Origin of the sequence: Hansschlegelia sp., assembly GCF_035538955.1 — a bacterium.
In the GTDB taxonomy this organism is placed as follows: domain Bacteria; phylum Pseudomonadota; class Alphaproteobacteria; order Rhizobiales; family Methylopilaceae; genus Methylopila.
The window spans coordinates 98,504-114,796 of record NZ_DATLJK010000015.1 but is presented as its reverse complement, the minus strand read 5'-3'; the positions used below and the strand labels follow the sequence as shown (position 1 = coordinate 114,796).

General features: G+C 70.5%; 14 protein-coding genes. 4 read left to right on the top strand and 10 right to left on the bottom strand.

What is annotated here, in order from left to right; translation table 11 throughout:
- Positions 1-3: 3 nt before the first annotated feature.
- The 3 genes from VM780_RS12455 to VM780_RS12445 are packed head-to-tail and all read right to left on the bottom strand — an operon-like array spanning position 4 to position 3,777.
- Positions 4-1,674, bottom strand: coding sequence for a thiamine pyrophosphate-binding protein (locus tag VM780_RS12455; RefSeq protein ID WP_325447782.1), 1,671 nt, complete (start codon positions 1,672-1,674; stop codon positions 4-6).
- A 4-nt stretch (positions 1,675-1,678) separates the two neighbouring features.
- On the bottom strand, positions 1,679-2,470 hold the full coding sequence (locus tag VM780_RS12450) for an SDR family NAD(P)-dependent oxidoreductase (protein ID WP_325447781.1): 792 nt from the start codon (positions 2,468-2,470) through the stop codon (positions 1,679-1,681).
- Positions 2,467-3,777 (bottom strand): capsular biosynthesis protein, encoded by a 1,311-nt coding sequence (locus tag VM780_RS12445; RefSeq protein ID WP_325447780.1) that lies wholly within the window; start codon positions 3,775-3,777, stop codon positions 2,467-2,469. The genes VM780_RS12450 and VM780_RS12445 overlap by 4 nt, the downstream gene beginning before the upstream one ends.
- Positions 3,778-4,083: 306 nt before the next feature.
- On the opposite strand from VM780_RS12445, the gene VM780_RS12440 reads away from it, so the two are divergent.
- The 4 genes from VM780_RS12440 to VM780_RS12425 all read left to right on the top strand — a co-directional run bounded on the left by VM780_RS12440 (position 4,084) and on the right by VM780_RS12425 (position 9,489).
- Entirely contained in the window at positions 4,084-5,550 is a 1,467-nt protein-coding gene (locus tag VM780_RS12440; RefSeq protein WP_325447778.1) for a beta-3-deoxy-D-manno-oct-2-ulosonic acid transferase, read from the top strand.
- Positions 5,547-7,010: an LTA synthase family protein gene (locus VM780_RS12435; RefSeq protein WP_325447776.1), complete on the top strand. Its 1,464-nt coding sequence runs from the start codon at positions 5,547-5,549 to the stop codon at positions 7,008-7,010. Before VM780_RS12440 ends, VM780_RS12435 begins: the two co-directional genes overlap by 4 nt.
- A 161-nt stretch (positions 7,011-7,171) precedes the next feature.
- Positions 7,172-8,317, top strand: coding sequence for a polysaccharide biosynthesis/export family protein (locus VM780_RS12430; protein WP_325447774.1), 1,146 nt, complete (start codon positions 7,172-7,174; stop codon positions 8,315-8,317).
- Positions 8,314-9,489 (top strand): M20 aminoacylase family protein, encoded by a 1,176-nt coding sequence (locus VM780_RS12425; RefSeq protein ID WP_325448780.1) that lies wholly within the window; start codon positions 8,314-8,316, stop codon positions 9,487-9,489. Before VM780_RS12430 ends, VM780_RS12425 begins: the two co-directional genes overlap by 4 nt.
- Here VM780_RS12425 and VM780_RS12420 read toward each other — a convergent pair.
- From VM780_RS12420 to VM780_RS12390, 7 genes are all read right to left on the bottom strand, one after another.
- Positions 9,486-10,469 carry a beta-ketoacyl-ACP synthase III gene (locus tag VM780_RS12420; RefSeq protein WP_325447772.1) on the bottom strand — a complete coding sequence of 328 codons (984 nt, stop codon included), beginning with the start codon at positions 10,467-10,469 and terminating at the stop codon, positions 9,486-9,488. The two genes, VM780_RS12425 and VM780_RS12420, sit on opposite strands and share 4 nt — an antisense overlap.
- Positions 10,466-11,731, bottom strand: coding sequence for an adenosylmethionine--8-amino-7-oxononanoate transaminase (locus VM780_RS12415; RefSeq protein ID WP_325447770.1), 1,266 nt, complete (start codon positions 11,729-11,731; stop codon positions 10,466-10,468). The genes VM780_RS12420 and VM780_RS12415 overlap by 4 nt, the downstream gene beginning before the upstream one ends.
- Before the next feature lie 100 nt (positions 11,732-11,831).
- Positions 11,832-12,461 (bottom strand): dethiobiotin synthase, encoded by a 630-nt coding sequence (gene bioD / locus VM780_RS12410; RefSeq protein ID WP_325447768.1) that lies wholly within the window; start codon positions 12,459-12,461, stop codon positions 11,832-11,834.
- On the bottom strand, positions 12,458-13,594 hold the full coding sequence (locus tag VM780_RS12405) for an 8-amino-7-oxononanoate synthase (protein WP_325447765.1): 1,137 nt from the start codon (positions 13,592-13,594) through the stop codon (positions 12,458-12,460). Before VM780_RS12405 ends, bioD begins: the two co-directional genes overlap by 4 nt.
- Positions 13,591-14,589: a biotin synthase BioB gene (bioB, locus tag VM780_RS12400; protein WP_325447763.1), complete on the bottom strand. Its 999-nt coding sequence runs from the start codon at positions 14,587-14,589 to the stop codon at positions 13,591-13,593. The genes VM780_RS12405 and bioB overlap by 4 nt, the downstream gene beginning before the upstream one ends.
- Before the next feature lie 107 nt (positions 14,590-14,696).
- A complete protein-coding gene (locus tag VM780_RS12395) occupies positions 14,697-15,629 on the bottom strand; it encodes a pirin family protein (RefSeq protein WP_325447761.1) in 933 nt (310 codons plus the stop codon).
- A 46-nt stretch (positions 15,630-15,675) separates the two neighbouring features.
- Entirely contained in the window at positions 15,676-16,224 is a 549-nt protein-coding gene (locus VM780_RS12390) for a DUF3016 domain-containing protein (protein ID WP_325447759.1), read from the bottom strand.
- Positions 16,225-16,293 lie beyond the last annotated feature (69 nt).

Here is a 16,293-nt window from a genome sequence, read left to right as displayed (position 1 = left end):
GCCTCAACAGCCGGCGGTCTCCGCCGCGCTCCGCACGCTAGCGAGCGTGGCGGTCGGAGAGGTCGCCTCCGGATCCAGCCGGACATGCACCAGCGCCGGACCCCCGCAGGCGCGCGCCGACGCGAAGGCCTTGGCGAAAGCGCCGCCCGTCGTGACCGTGAACCCCTCCGCTCCGTGAGCCCGCGCCAGCGCCGCGAAGTCGGGGTTGCGGAGCGCGGTTCCGAACGGCCGGCCGGGGAATTCCCGCTCCTGATGCATCCGGATGGTGCCGTACTGGCCATTGTCGATCACCACGACGGTGAGCGCGAGCTCATGCTGCACGGCCGTCGCAAGCTCCTGGCCGGTCATCATGAAGCAGCCGTCGCCTGCGACCGCCACGACCTCGCGCGCGGGAAACAGACGTTTGGCGGCGATCGCGGCCGGCAGGCCGTAGCCCATGGAGCCGGACGCCGGCGCGGCCTGCGTCCCGTAGCGCGTGAAGCGCCGGAAGCGGTGAATCCAGCCCGCATAGTTGCCGGCCCCATTCGCGACGATCGCGTCCGGGGGCAACGCGTTCAGCGCCGCCATGACCTCCGCCATCTGAACCGCGCCTGGATGGGGCGGAACACGGCCGGACCATTCGAGATAATCCGCGTGAGCCGTCGAAGCCCTGTCGGCCCAGCGGATCGTCTGCGGCGGTTGCACGCCTTCGAGCGCGGCCGCGAAGGCGATCGGCGAGGCGTTTATGGCGAGCGCCGGCTGATAGACCCGACCGAGCTCTTCCGGATCGGGATGGACGTGGACCAGTGTCTGCCGGGGGGAGGGCGCGTCCAGAAGTTCGTAGGACTGGCTCGGAGCTTCACCGAGCCGGCCCCCGATCAGCAAAACAAGGTCCGCCTCACGCACCCGCGCCAGGAGCTTCGGATTGGGCGCGATGCCGAGATCGCCCGCAAAGCAGGGGTGGTCGGCCGGAAACAGCATCTGCCGCCGGAAGGTCACGGCCGTCGGCAGGCGGAAGCGCTCGGCGAAGCGGGCGAGGCCCGCCACCGCAGCCGCCGACCATCGCGAGCCTCCAACCAGCGCGATCGGCCGCTCCGCCGCCCAGAGCATCTTCTGCAGCCGCGCCATGTCGGCAAGTCCGGGCCCGGTCTCGGCGGGCTCGACCGGGGGCGCGTCGGCGACCGCCGCGGCCTCCGCCAGCATGTCCTCGGGCAAGCCGAGCGCGACGGGTCCCGGACGTCCCTGGCAGGCCGTGCGGATCGCGCGCGCGAGAAATTCCGGGATGCGCGCCGGATCATCGATCTCGACGGCCCATTTCGTCATGGAGCCGAAGACGGCGCGGACGTCGAGCTCCTGGAACGCCTCCCGGTGCCGGAAGCGGCGCGCGACCTGCCCGACGAACAGGATGAGCGGCGTGGAGTCCTGGCTCGCGACATGGACGCCGCTGACGGCGTTCGCCGCGCCCGGCCCGCGGGTGACGAAGCACAGACCCGGGCGGCCCGTCAGCCGTCCCGCCGCGTCGGCCATCATGGCCGCGCCGCCCTCCTGCCGGCAGACCACGAAGTCGAAGCTCCGCGCCCGCATCGCTTCCAGCACCGCGAGATAGCTCTCGCCCGGCACGCCGAAGCCGGTCGTCAGGCCGTTCGCCATGAGGCCGTCGACCAGGATCTCGGCGCCGGTGCGAGTCCCCGCCATGACCTCAGCCGTATTTGTCGGCCGCGATCGTCACTGGGACGCGTCCGAGGATGAACCTCAGCAGCCTGCGCGGCAGAAGCCGACCGACCCGGATCGCCGCCACCATCTGCCACGGGAAGGCGATCAGCTCATGGCCGCGCGCGAGCCGCCGGCGGATCAGCGCCGCCGCGGCGTCCGCCGACATCTCGAAAGGTTTTGGGCCGAGATATCGCGCGCTCATGTCGCTCGTGACGAAGCCGGGGCACACCACGCTCACGCCCACGCCGTCCCGCGCCAGAAATTCAGCGAGCGCCTCCCCCCAAACCAGGATGCCGGCCTTGGAGGCCGAATAGGCGGCGGTGTCGCCGATCGGCTGCAGCGCCGCGAGCGAGCTCATTAGCACGATTCGGCCGCGCCTCCGCGCCCGCATCGGTTCGATCAGCGGGGTCGCCGTCGCGACCGCGCCTTCGAGGTTTATGCGGATCTGGCGCCGCGCGCTCTCGAAGGTCTCCATGCGCCGGCCGTCCTGCAGCCCGCCGGAGACGCCCGCGTTGGCGATCAGCAGGTCGACGGGGTGGAGGGCGTCGAACGCCAGCACGGCCCGAGCGAGCGCGTCGGAGTCGACCACGTCGACCGCTGCGGTCTCGACCACAGCGCCTCGGGCGCGGCATTCCGCAGCAGTTCCGGCGAGGCGCTCGGCGTCGCGGCCGATCAGCAACAGGGTGACGCCCGGCGCGGCGTAGACGCGCGCCAGCGCCGCCCCGATCCCGCGGCCGCCTCCCGTGACGACGACCGATTGCGGCGCGGCTTCCGTCACTCGCCCGGAACCGGCGATCCAGCTTCGTGGAAGGCGCTTTCCCGCCTCCAGCCGAGCGCCACCGGCTGCGCGGCGGCGGGGCCGACGAGCCGCGCCACGGCGTTGGCGACAGCGATCTCTATCGCCTCCTGCGAGTAGAACCCGCCATTGATCTGTGTGCGCGCGGTGACGACCTTGCGGAACGCCTCCGTGAACTCCGGGTCGGGTGGAGTGGGCTCGCGCCAGAAGCTCTCCAGCGTGCCCTGATGGGTGAGGCCGGGGAGGTCGTAGATCGCCTGTCCGAGCGCGATCGTCGGCCGCCCGCGCTCGATGGCGAGCGTTCCCATCGTGCTGTTCACCACGACCACGCCCGCGGCGCCGTCGATCAGCCGCGGATTGTGGCCGCCGTCCATATAGACGAGGCGCTCGCCGAGCCCGGTGCGCTGCGCCGTGATGTGCGTCGCGCGTCGGCGGTTGACGAGGCCATTGTCGAGCGGGTGAAGCTTGACGACCAGATGTGCGTCCGGAGTGGCATGCGCAGCGAAAGACCGGGCGACGAAGTCGACGACCTCGGTCATCGCGCTGAACGGCGAGTGCAGGCGGATCTGGTAGTCGCTGTCGAGTTGCAGGGGCAGAACAAAATAGCGGCGTCGCCTGGCGGCGAGCGCGCCCTGCACGGCGGCGGCGCGCCGCGCTTCGGCCTTGCGCCGGACCAGCCGCCCGATCCAGCCGGCATATTCCACCAGGGGGTGGTTCGGCCGGTAGCGCCGGTAGCCGGGATACAGATAGGGAAAGCCCATATTGGCGCTGTTGTAGACGACGTCCCAGAGCGAGCGCGTCGGCATGCTGCCCTGGATCGGTCGCGGCCTTGGCGCCTCGGGAAGTTCGGCGGCCAGTCGGCGGATCGTCTCGGGATCACGCGGCAGGCTCGAGAAGCCGTTCACGCCCCCGGACTCCATGGTGATCCAGTGGGGGCGAAAATAGCCTTCCTCGAAGACATGGACGTCGACGCCGCGCAGCTGGGCGGTCGCGATCGCGACGCGATGATAGGGGCGCCCATCTCCGAACAGTACGAGATCGGTGACGCCCCGCGCGTCCATGAAACCGGACAGGAAGCCGCGCCAGCCCTCGAACCGGCCGCGATAGTCGACCGACCCGGGCATTCCCCAGAACAGCCTGTCGCCGAGATTGAGATTGATCCGTTCGACCCCATAGCCCTGACGCTTCAGGGCCTTGCCGAGACGTTTGAAGAACGGGGAAGCCAGCCCCTGCAGGAACAGGAACGTGCGCTGGGGCCGCGTCCGAACGTCGTTCCCGCCGTCGATCATCGGTCGCCTGCCCGGAGCGTTCGCGAAGAAACGCCGCGCCCCGTCCTTATCTTACCCCACGTCCGGCGATCTCTCTCGCAGTTGCGAAGGCGCCGCTCGTGATTCGGCGGCGGGTGAACCTCGCATTGTCCGTTGCAACGCCGGCGGCGGACCGTTAGCGCTGAACGAACAATAGAAGCCAGAGAGACGTCGGACTCGCATTTGAACCACACGACGGGCAGAGTGGCAATCATCTCCAAGCGCTTGTGGGAGCGGCCACAAGACGTCGAGGCCGTCGCAGGGCTGCGGGCATGTCGTCCCGGCCCCATGCGCCAGGGGGTCTCCGCCGTCGCGACCGCAGGGGAAGATCCGCTGTTCGACCGCGCCACGGCCTTCGCAGGCGCAAAAAAACTCTCCCTGCTAACAATATGGCCCGCGCCAATCCGCCTGTCGGCGCTTGATCGCGCGGGCCGCCCGCTGGGCTATGCGGTGGACGGGCTCGCGCCCGCCCCGCGCCAGCCGGAGGATCGGGTCCTCGTTGACGCCGCGGTCGCCGGCCTCATCGCCGCTGCGCCGCCGGGCGAGTTCCGCCTCGCCGCCGACTTCGACCCGAACGATCCGCGCCTGGTGTGGCTCGATCCGTATGATCGCAGGCGCATTTCGCTCGCACGCGCGCTCGACATCGCGGGCGACATTCTCCGCCACCGTGCGAAAACCGCGCGGCGATCCTTCGTGGTCGGCGTGACGCGATGGAAGCGCCCTGCCGTCCGCGCTTTTCTCGACGGCCCGAATGGGCCTCCGGTCTTTCTCCGCGACCCCGACAAGGCCGCGTCGCGGGCCCGCGCGGGCCGTGGCCGGATGGTGACGTGGGCGTCGCGTGACGCCGCCGCGGCCGAACGCGCCGCGCAGCGCGCCGGCGCGCCGCTGGCGCGGCTCGAGGATGGGTTCTTGCGCTCCGTCGGCCTCGGGGCGGCGTTCATCGAGGCGCTCTCGCTCGTGCTGGATGACACCGGCATCTATTACGACCCCTCGGCTCCGAGCGACCTCGAGACGCTGTTGCGCGATGCCGAAATCTCGCCGGAGCTTGCGGCGCGCGCCGCCGCTCTGCGCCGCCGGCTCGTGGCGGAGAACGTCACGAAATACAATGTCGGCGTCGACGCCGCGCGCGTCGTGCCGGAAGGCCGCACGGGCGTGCTCGTGCCCGGACAGGTGGAGGACGACGCCTCGATCCTCCGCGGGGCCGGCACCGTGCGCACCAATCGGGATCTGCTCGCCGCGGTTCGCCGCCGCCGCCCGGACGCCTTCATCGTCTACAAGCCCCATCCCGACGTCGTCGCCGGCTATCGCCGCGGCGCGGCGCCGCCGCAGGACCTCGGGCTCGCGGACGCGGTGGTGGTGGAGGGCTCGATCGCCGCCCTCTATCCGCAATGCTCGGCGCTCGAGACCATGACCTCACTGTCGGGTTTCGAGGCTCTGCTGCGCGGGCTTTCGGTCACCACCCACGGCGCGCCTTTCTACGCGGGCTGGGGCCTGACGGAGGATCTTGCGCCCCATCCGCGGCGCGGCGTGTCGCGCACGCTCGACGAATTGGTCGCCGCGACGCTGGTCCTCTATCCGCTTTATCGCGACCCCGTATCCGGCCTGCCCTGCGGGCCCGAAACGGCGCTCGACAGGCTGCTGGCCGCCCGCGCCCGCGCGATGACCTGGCGGGGCGCAGCGGCCGCCCGGCTGCGCCACGCCTACGCGCTGACGCGCCACCGCATGCTCGGCCCGATCGCGCGACGGCTTCCGTGACGGGGTTCCTGTTCGCTTTCGCGGCGTCGTTCTTCATGTCGCTCGCGGTCGAGAGCTGGCCGCCGAGCCTCGCCTCGTTTCGGGCGCCGCCGCGCGCCTTGATGTTCCGTCTGGCGCTCCATGCGGGGCTGTTTCTTGGGGCCTTTTCCCTGTCGTGGCGGCCGTGGCACGCGGCTTTCGTGACGGTGACCGTGTGCGGCCTGTTCGGCGGCGGCTCCGCGATCAAGCGTCGTATCCTCGGCGAGCCGCTGATCTTCTCGGACTTCGCCCTCGTCCGGAACGCCGTTCGCCATCCCCGGCTCTATTACGCCGAGCGGCTCGCGGAGCCCCGCGCGCTCGCCGGTTTCGCAGCGCTGATCGCGGCGACGGCCGCGTGGTTCGCGATCGAGCCCTCAATCCTTCCCAGCGGCGGCGTGTTCCTCATCGCGGGGCCGGCGCTCGTGACGGTTTTGATCGTGGTCGCGCTGTTGAGCGAGCCGGCGGCCCGTGCGGCCGGGCTGCTTGTGCCGGACACACCTGATCCCGCCACGGAGGAGGCGCGGCTCGGCCTCGCCGCCAGCATGCTGGCGCACTGGCTCGTGTGGCGAAGGAAGGAGCGGCCGTCGCAGGAAGCGCGCGCCGCGATCGCCGCTCTGCCGGCGCTGCGGGCCGCCCGCGAGGGGCCGCCGCTCATCGTCGCGATCCAGTGCGAGAGTTTCGTCGACGTGGCGGCGCGGGGGCTGCCGGGGCCGGAGCTGCCGTGCTACCGCCGGCTTGCGGGTGAGAGCCTCGCCTGGGGCCGCTGCGAAGTGCCGGCCGAAGGCGCCTACACGATGCGGAGCGAGTTCGCGTTCCTCACCGGTCTGCCGCGCGCGGCGCTCGGGCTCGACGCCTATGATCCCTATCTCACGGCGGCCGCCTACGCCGGCGCCTCGCTCGCCCGCCGTTACGTCGCGAGCGGACGCCGCGCCGTGTTCATGCATCCCTATGACCGCCGCTTCTTCGACCGGGACGCGCTGATGCCGGCGCTCGGCTTCGAGCGATTCATCGACAGTGCGGCTTTCGCGCGGGCGGAGCGCTTCGGACCCTATGTGGCGGACGCCGCCGTCGCGGAGGCCATCGCGGCGGAGATCAAGGCCGCGCGGCAGCCCACCTTCCTGTTCGTCGTCACCATGGAGAACCACGGCCCGTGGGGCCCGGGCCGAATCGCCGGCTTGCCTGATCCGGCGCAGCAATACGCCCGTCACCTCGAGAACGCCGATCGCATGATCGGCCGGGTGGCTAAGGCGCTGGCCGATCGACCTGGAGGCGGCGTGCTCTGCGTCTACGGCGACCACGCCCCGGCCCGGACTCTTCATCCAGACATGCCCGACAGACGCGCCTCTGATTATCTGCTCTGGGATTCGCGCGCCGCCTCGAATCGCGGCGCGCCGCGACAGGACTTGAGCATCGACGCCCTTAGCCGGCTGATGCTTGCCTAAAGTTCAGGCGGGGCTGCCGCGCCTGTTGCCAAAACATCTCACGAGGCCCGACAAGCTGCGTCATCATTGTGGCGCGAGGCCCGGAGCGCTGCGCGTTAGTTGGCAGGCAACTTCTTCAATGCTAACCCGAGGCTTGGGGTTGCATCGAATTGTGAGGACTAATGCGGTCCAGGCTCGTCTCCGGCTTGGCGGCCATCGCCTCAGCCGGCCTACTCGCGGGGTGCTCCACGCTGCCCGCCGCTGGCCCGACCGCGCAGCAGATCGATCCGCCGAGCGTCAACAAGAACGCTGTGAAGGACTACGTGCTGGTCGATCTGAGCCAGCAGGTCGTCGACATCCTGTCGCAATATCGGGTGGCGCCGTTCTCGAAGCGCTTCGCTGCGCCGCGCCCGGCGCCGGGGCAGGTCGTCGGACTCGGCGACCAACTGTCGATCACGCTGTTCGAGGCCGGGCAGGGCGGCCTGTTCGCGAGCGACTACGGCGCGCGCGTGACCCTCAACCAGCGCGTCGACAGCGACGGCTCCATCACGGTCCCCTACGGGGGCAAGATCCAGGCGGCCGGCGTGTCGCCGCAGGTGGTCGAAAAGCGCATCGTTGCGGCGCTTGAAGGCCGTGCGATCCAGCCGCAGGCGCTGGTGCAGATCACCGAGACCGTCAGCCGCAGCTTCGTGGTCAATGGCGAGGTCGGCAAATCCGGCCGCTATCCCATCACGGGCGCGGGCGACAAGGTGCTCGACGCGCTCGCGCTTGCGGGCGGTCCGCGGCAGGAAGCGTTCGAGACGCGCGTCACCCTGCAGCGCGGCTCCGCGCAGGGCTCGGCGATCATGAAGGATCTGATCGAGAATCCGGCCGACAACGTCTATGTGCAGCCGAACGACCGCATCTATGTGACGAAGGATCCGGAGATCTTCCTGGCCTTCGGCGCCGTGCCGAATCCGGGGCCGATCCCGTTCGGGCTCGACAAGATCTCGCTGCTTGAGGCCGTCGGCAAGGCGGGCGGGTTGATCGACCAGCGGTCGGATCCTGCGGCGTTCTTCCTGTTCCGCTACGAGCCGGCCTCCGCAGTTCGCTCGATGCGTCCGGATTATGACGGCCATCTGGGCGACAAGGTGCCGGTCGTGTACCGAGTGAACCTGCGCGATCCGCGGGCCTATTTCTTCGCCAAGGCGTTCGTGATGCGCGATCGCGACGTGCTTTACGTGGCCAACGCTCAGCTCACGGAACTGCAGAAGTTCCTCGAGATCCTCGCGAGCGCCCGCAACGTCGCCTCGACCGCCTACACCGTGCAGCGGATCGGCGCGCTCTGAGGACGGGCGTCGCCGACCCGCGCGCCTCAGCCGTCGCCCAACAGGCCACGGCGTGGCGGCGCGACCTGCATGCCCATCCGGAGCTGATGTACGAGCTGCCGCGCACGGCGCGCTTCGTCGCTGAGCGGCTCGCCGAGATCGGCTGCGACCGCGTCGAGACGGGAATCGGCCGCACCGGCGTCGTCGGTCTCATTTCGGGCCGACGCGGCGCCAGCGATCATGTTCTGGGCCTGCGGTCGGACATGGACGCGCTGCCGATCGAGGAAGCGACCGGCGCGCCCTATGCGTCGCGGACGCCCGGGCAGATGCACGCATGCGGGCATGACGGCCACATGGCGATGCTGCTCGCCGCCGCGAAGTGCCTCGCCGAGACGCGGGACTTCGCCGGCACCGTCGCGCTGGTTTTCCAACCGGCCGAGGAGGGCGGCGCAGGCGCCAGGGCGATGCTCGACGACGGCCTCGTCGCGCGCTTCGGCGTCCGGGAAATCTACGGGATGCACAATCTGCCGGGACTGGCGCTCGGCGAGTTCGGCATCCGCTCCGGGCCCATCATGGCCGCGGCCGACCGGGTCGACATCCGGATCGAGGGGCGCGGCGGCCATGCAGGCCGGCCGGCGCTCGTGATCGACCCCGTGGTGGCCGCCTCGCACGTCGTGCTGGCGCTGCAGACGATTGTGTCGCGCAATGTCGATCCGCTGGAATCCGGGGTGCTCTCGATCACCCAGATCCGCGCCGGCGCGGCGGACAACATCGTGGACGACGCGGCCGTGCTCTCCGGAACCGTGCGCACGCTGACCCCGCAGGTCCGCGACCTCATCGAGCGCCGCATCGGCGAGATCGCGGCGGGGGTCGCGGGCGGCCTCGGAGCGCGCGCGGCCACGACCTATCGCCGCGGCTATCCGGTGACCGTAAATGCGCCGGAGGCGGCGGGCTTCGCCGCCCAGGCCGCCGCGACAGTGGTCGGCGCCGGGGCGGTCGCCACGAACCACCCGCCGCTTATGGTGGCGGAGGACTTCGCCTATTTCCTCGAAGAATTGCCCGGTGCCTTCATCTTCATGGGCAATGGCGACAGCGGTGGCCTGCACAGCCCCGGCTACGATTTCGATGACCGCGCGATCCCGAACGGCGTCTCCTACTGGCTGCGACTCGTTGAGAGCCGCCTCGCGGCCTAGGTCCGGAAAACCGCCGCGCCGCCGGTGAGGCCCGCGCCCGCCGCCGCCATCAGCAGGATCTCTCCGGCGCCGAGCGGCATCGCCTCGTGCGACAGGCTGAGCGAGAGCGGCACCGTGGCGGCCGAGGAGTTGCCGTATTCCGCCACCGTGCTGACGGTGACGGATTCCGGGAGGCCGACCCGCCGCCCCACCGCGGAGAAGATCCGGGAATTGGCCTGGTGGGGCACGAAGCGGGTCACCTGGTCGGGGCTGAGGCCCGCTTCGCCGAGCGCCTCGAGCGAACAATCCGCCATCATGCCGACCGCGCCGGAAAACAGGCCGCGCCCGTCCGCGATCGTCATCAGCGTATCCTGCTCGTCGATGTCCGCTGCGAATGGCTTCGTGCTGCCGCCCGCCGGGATGCCGATGAGGCCGTATCCGGCGCCGTCGGAGGCGAGCGACTGGCCGAGCAGCCCCCGGCCCTGTTCCGCCGGCCCGAGCAGGACCGCGCCTGCGGCGTCGGCGAACAGGACCGAGCTCGCGCGCTCGGCAGGATTGATCCGGCGGCTCAGGAGGTTGGCGGCGATCACCAGCGCCGGCCGGCCATGGGCGCGCACCTGCGCGTCGGCGAGCGCAAGCGCATAGAGGAAGCCGGCGCATGCGCCCGCGAGGTCGAGCGCGCCGGCGCGAGAGAGGCCGAGGCGGTGGGCGACGAGCGGGCCTGTCGGCGGCAGCAGCTGGTCCGGCGTCGAGGTCGCAAGCAGCAGCAGCCCGACCTCGCCCCGGTCGACGCCGGCCGCCGCCAACGCCCGCTCTCCCGCCGCCGTGGCGAGCGCCGAAAGAGTCTCGTCCGGCCGCGCCCATCGCCGCTCGCGAACGCCGGTGCGGCGCTCGATCCAGCCCGGCTCCAGCCCAAGCCGCTTCTCGATCTCGGCGTTCAGCACCCGACGGTCGGGAACGGCGTGGCCCAGTCCGAGGATGCGGGTTCCCTCGGCCTTCATCGCACGAGCCCCAGCGCGTCCGGCGCCTCTGCGATCGCGTCGTAGAGCGAGTCGAGTTCGGCTTCGGTGACGCAATAGGGCGGCATCAGATAGATGATCTCGCCGAGCGGCCGGACGAGCAGACCGCGCGCGAGGAAGAAGGCGCGCAGTTTTGGGCCGATCTCAGCGAGGTAGCCTGCGTCCGGGACCCGAAGATCGAGCGCCGCGATCGTGCCGCACGACCGGACATTGGCGAAACGGGCGTCCGCTTCGAAGCGCGCCAGCCGGCAGGCCTGGGCTGCGGCAAGCGCCGCCACCCGCGCGCGGACCGGTTCGTCGCGCCAGACGCCGACATTGGCGAGGGCGGCCGCGCAGGCGATCGGGTTCGCGGTGAAGGACGAGGAGTGGAAGAACGTCTTCGACCGGTCCTCGGACCAGTGCGCTTCGAAGATCTCCGCGGTGGCGAGCGTCGCCGCGAGCGGGATCGCGCCGCCGGTCAGCCCCTTCGAGGTGCAGAGGATGTCTGGCGAAAGTCGCGCCTGTTCGCAGGCGAACAGCGTTCCCGTCCGGCCCCAGCCGGTCATGACCTCGTCGGCGATGAACAGCGCGCCGGCGGCGCGCGCCGCGCGGGCGAGTTCGCCCAGCACGGCGGGCGGATAGGTCAGCATGCCCCCTGCGCCGAGCACCAGCGGTTCCACCAGCAGAGCCGCGAGCTCGCCGTTCCGGCCCGCGGCCTCGACGGCGTCGATCGCCGCCTGCTCGCGGCCGGGAGCGGGGAACGGGATGCGCTCGACCTCGAACAGCAGCGGCTCGTAGGCGGCGTTGAACACGCCGCGCGCGCCGACGCTCATCGCGCCGATCGTGTCGCCGTGATAGGCGCCTTCCATCACGGCGATCTTCGCGCGCGGCTCGCCTCGGTTGCGGAAGAAGCCTAACGCCATCTTGAGCGCGACCTCCACCGAGGTTGAGCCGGAATCGGAGAAGAAGACGTGCTCGAGCCCCGGCGGCGTGAGCTCGACAAGCGCGCGCGCCAGCGCCTCGGCGGGCTCATGCGTCAGGCCGGCGAAGATGATCTGGTCGAGGCTTTCGGTCGTCTCCCGGATCGCTGTCATGATCGCCGGGTGGCGGTGACCATGCGTCGTCACCCACCAGGAGGAGATCGCGTCCAGAATCCGCCGCCCGTCGTCGGTCTCCAGCCATGCGCCCTCAGCCCGCACGATCTTGGGCGGCTGCGGCTCGACGGCGTGCTGGGTGAACGGACGCCAAAGGGGAGATGCGGGCATGCCGGGCAAGGACGTTCCAATGCGCCGGAGAGGGCCGCGCCTTCGCGTTCCGGCTTCGAGCGGGGAGCCATAGCCCCTTCCGCGCGGGAACGGAACGCGCTTACCGCTTGAGGCTGGAGAGATCGAAGCTCGCCGCGAAGGCGTCAGCGAGCCGCTGTGGCGTCAGCTCATGCAGGACCGGCAGCCGTCCGAGGACGGCCGCACCCGAAAATTCGGCGATCACGAGGGGGTTGTCCGGATGCGCCTCGCCGACGAAGGCCACGCCTGCGATCGGAATGCGCCGGGCTCTGAGAGCTTCGATCGACAGCAGCGTGTGGTTGATCGTGCCGAGGCCCGTGCGAGCGACCAGCACGACCGGCAGGCCCCAGCGCGCAAAGACGTCGATGGTGAGGACGCTTCGCGTGAGCGGCACGAGCAGTCCGCCTGCGCCCTCGATCACGAGCGGACCGGCGACGTCCGGCGGATTGAGCGCGTCAGGGTCGATCGTCACCCCATCGAGCTCGGCGGCGAGGTGCGGCGAAGCCGGCGTCTTGAGGCGCCAGGCTTCAGGGATCACGCGCTCGGCCGGCAGCAGCGCGAGCCGCGCCACGGTCTCACTGTCGGTCTCCTCCTCAAGGCCGGACTGCACCGGCTTCCAATAGGAGGCGCCGAGCGCAGCCGTCAGGCCGGCGGCGAACACCGTCTTGCCGATGCCGGTGTCCGTGCCGGTGACGACCAGGCGGAGGCTCACGCCGCAGCCTCCATCAGCCCCTCGGCGATGGCGTCGAGCAGCGCCGACACTGCGCTTTCGTCGACATTCAGGGTGAGCGAGATCCTCAGCCGGGCCGTTCCTTCCGGCACCGTCGGCGGGCGGATGGCGCGGCAGTCGAAGCCCGCGGCCTGAAGCCGGGCGGCCGTCGCTGTCGCCCGCGCATTCTGCCCGAGGATCACAGGCTGGATCTGGGAGCCCGAAGCCGGCAGTCCGAGCCGCGCCAGGCGCTCGCCGGCGAAGCCCACCAGAGCATGGAGCCGGGCGCGCCGCTCCGGCTCGTCCGCCACGATCCGCAGCGCTTCGCGCACCGCCGCCGCCATCAGCGGCGACGGCGCGGTCGCGTAGACGAAGGGTTTCGCGCGATTGACCAGCGTGTCCACGATGGCGGCGGGCCCCGTCACCAGCGCGCCCGAGACCCCGAGCGCCTTGCCGCAGGTGTGGACCGCGATCAGCGCCTGCGACCCCTCGAGCGCCTCGCCGAGGCCGCGGCCCCCGGCGCCGAAGACGCCGGTGGCGTGGGCCTCGTCGAGGATCAGGAAGCCGTCATGGGTTTCGGCGAGGCCGAGCAGGTCGGCCGCCGGCGCGCGATCGCCATCCATGGAGTAGAGGCTTTCGGCGACGATGAAGGGCTGGCCGCGGCCGCCCCGGCCCCGCCAGGCCGCGATCGCGTCGGCGATCGCCTGGGCGTCGTTGTGCGGAGTGAACGCCACCTCGGCCTTGGCGTCCCTGAGGCCGTCATGCACGCTGGCGTGCACCAGCGCGTCACAGACGACGAGGTCGCCGCGCTGCGGCAGCGTCGAAACCAGCGCGACGTTCGCCGCGTAGCCGGCCCCGAGATAAAGCGCGCGCTCGGCGTGGAAGAAGCCGGGCGCTTCCGCCTCCAGCGCCTCGTGCTCGGGATGATTGCCGCGCAGCAAGCGCGAGCCTGCGGCGCCCACCGGAACGCCGCGGCCGAGCGCGTCCGAGATCGCCGCCTTGAGCCGGGGCGACTCCGCGAGCCCCAGATAGTCGTTCGAGGCGAAGTCCTTGCCCTGGCGCGGCGCGAGCCGCCGGCGGCGGCTCCTGCGTTCCAGGCCCTGAAGCGCGGCCTCGAAGCGCGCGAGGCGGCTCATGCGAGCGGGTCCAACTCCTCCGGCTCGATGCCCAGCCGCCGGAACAGTTTCGTGTCGTGATCCTCGCCCGGATTGTCTGCGGTGAGCAGCGTCTCGCCGCAGAATATCGAGTTCGCGCCGGCGAGGAAGCACAGCGCCTGGGTCTCGTCCGACATCTCGGTGCGGCCGGCCGAAAGCCGCACATGGCTCTCCGGCATCATGATGCGGGCGAGCGCGATGGTGCGGATGAAGTCGAGCGCGTCGATCGTCTCGGCGTTCTCGAGCTTGGTCCCGGGGATCGGGATCAGCATGTTGATCGGCACGCTCTCCGGCGCCTCATCCATGTTGGCGAGCGTGACCAGCATGTCGATGCGGTCGTCGACCGTCTCACCCATCCCAAGAATGCCGCCGGCGCAGACCTTCATGCCGGCGGAGCGGACGTTGTCGAGCGTCTCCAGCCGGTCCGCGAAGGTGCGGGTGGTGATGATCTCGGAGTAGTAGCGCTCGGATGTGTCAAGGTTGTGGTTGTAGTAGTCGAGCCCGGCCTCCTTAAGCTGCAGCGCCTGCTGGGGCGTCAGCATGCCGAGCGTCATGCAGGTCTCCATGCCGAGGCCTTTCACGCCCTCCACCATGGCGACCACCATGTCCATGTCGCGATCCTTCGGCGAACGCCACGCCGCGCCCATGCAGTAGCGGGTGGCGCCGCCCTCCTTGGCCTTCTGGGCCTCGGCGATCACCCGCTCGACCTCCATCAGCTTGGAGGCCTTGAGCTTCTCGCCGGGCATGCGGGCGGACTGGCTGCAGTAGCCGCAATCCTCCGGACAGCCGCCTGTCTTGATCGACAGCAGCTTCGACATCTGCACGCGGTTGGGATCGAAGTTGCGGCGGTGGACCGTCTGCGCCTCGAACATCAGGTCCGCGAACGGCAGATCGTAGATCCGCCGCGCCTCCTCGCGGGTCCAGAGGGTCCGGGCGGGCGTGCGTCCCGCCGCCTGAGCCAGATCGATAAGCGCCATCCGCCGCCCGCTTCAGAGGTTTCTGCAGGCGGCCATCGCTTACACAGATCGCGCTGCGCTGCAAACCCGCGGAAGGTCGAGCCTGTCCGCGTCAGCGGCGGAGCGGCTTACGGCAGCGGGATGAATTCGCCGCGATCGTCAGGCGGCAGATCGAACAGGCCCTGGCCCCAGGCGCCGCGCCGCCACTCCTCCTTGGCCGCCTCGATCCGGTCCCGGCTCGAAGACACGAAGTTCCACCAGATGTAGCGCTGCTCGCCGAGCGTCGCGCCGCCGAGCGCCATCAGCCGGGCGCCGGCCTCGCCCGCCGCGACCGTGATCCGGTCGCCGGGGCGGAACACCATCATCTGGCCGGCGCCGAACTCCTGGCCGGCGATCGACACCGAGCCCTCGACCACGTAGAGGCCGCGATCCTCGTGGTCGTCCGGCAGCGGGAAACGCGCGCCCGGCTCAAGCCCCACATCGGCATAGAAGGTCTCGGAGAACATGCTGGCCGGAGCGGCTTCGCCATAGGCCCGGCCGAGGATCAGCCGGACGCTGACGCCCTCGGCCTCGATCATCGGCAGCGCTTCCTTGGCGTGATGTTCGAAGCTCGGCGCGACCTCTTCGCGGTCTGCGGGCAGCGCCACCCAGGTCTGGATGCCATAGAGGCTATGCGGCGCCTTGCGGGTCTCGAGGCTGGTGCGCTCCGAATGGGTCACGCCGCGCCCGGCCACCATCCAGTTCACGGCGCCTGGCAGGATCGTCTGGTTGGAGCCCAGGCTGTCGCGGTGCTGGAACTCGCCCCGGTAGAGATAGGTGACGGTGGCGAGCCCGATATGCGGGTGCGGGCGCACGTCGACGCCCTTGCCGGTCAGGAATTCGGCCGGCCCGGCCTGATCGAAGAAGATGAAGGGGCCGACCATCTGACGCTTCGGCGCGGGGAGAGCCCGCCGCACCTCAAAGCCGCCGAGATCGTGCGCGCGGGGGATGATCAGCGTCTCGATCGAGTCGAGATGCGCGGCGTCCGGGCAACCGGGCTCGAGTGCGGGATTCCAGCTCATGGGCGTCTCCTAAGCCGGGGCACATTACGAGCCAAATCCGGCCGCGTCAGCGGCGCTGCGGCTCCAGCCGGACAAGCCGCCTCAGGAGCCAGTCGCGCAGCATCTCCTTCTCATAAGCAAGGCCGTCGCTCGAAGCCCGGGCCGAGAGGTTGGACAGGTAGTTCATGTCGGTCACGGTCTCCTCGCCTCGCGCGGTCGTGCGGCCGCGCTCGGTGACCGCATAGCGGAGCCTCACGCGCGGCGGGGTGGTGTCGCGGAGGATGCGGATGTCGTCGCCAGGCGGGGCGCGCCATGGCTCGAAGCGGCCCGCGGGCTGGACCTCCAGAAGTTCGATCGATGCGCTGCGGCCGGGCGGGAGCAGACGGCCGCCGATCCGCTCCAGATAGCGCGCAAGCTCTCGGAACATGCCGTCGCGCTCCTGTGCGCTGCGGAACGTCCAGCTCGAGACGCTCGTTGCGGGCGCGTAACGCACCGCGACCTCGGCCCGAACGCCGGACGCCATCTCGATCGCCAGAAGAATGGCGAGCCCGTACAACAGCCGGGACCGGTTCCCGCGGGACAGACGCCAGGCCGCCATCATCCTGATCTTGTTCAACGCCGCTCCTCCTGATCCTGGCCTAAACGGCGCCGTGTGACCTTGGCGCCACATGGCTTTCATCGACCG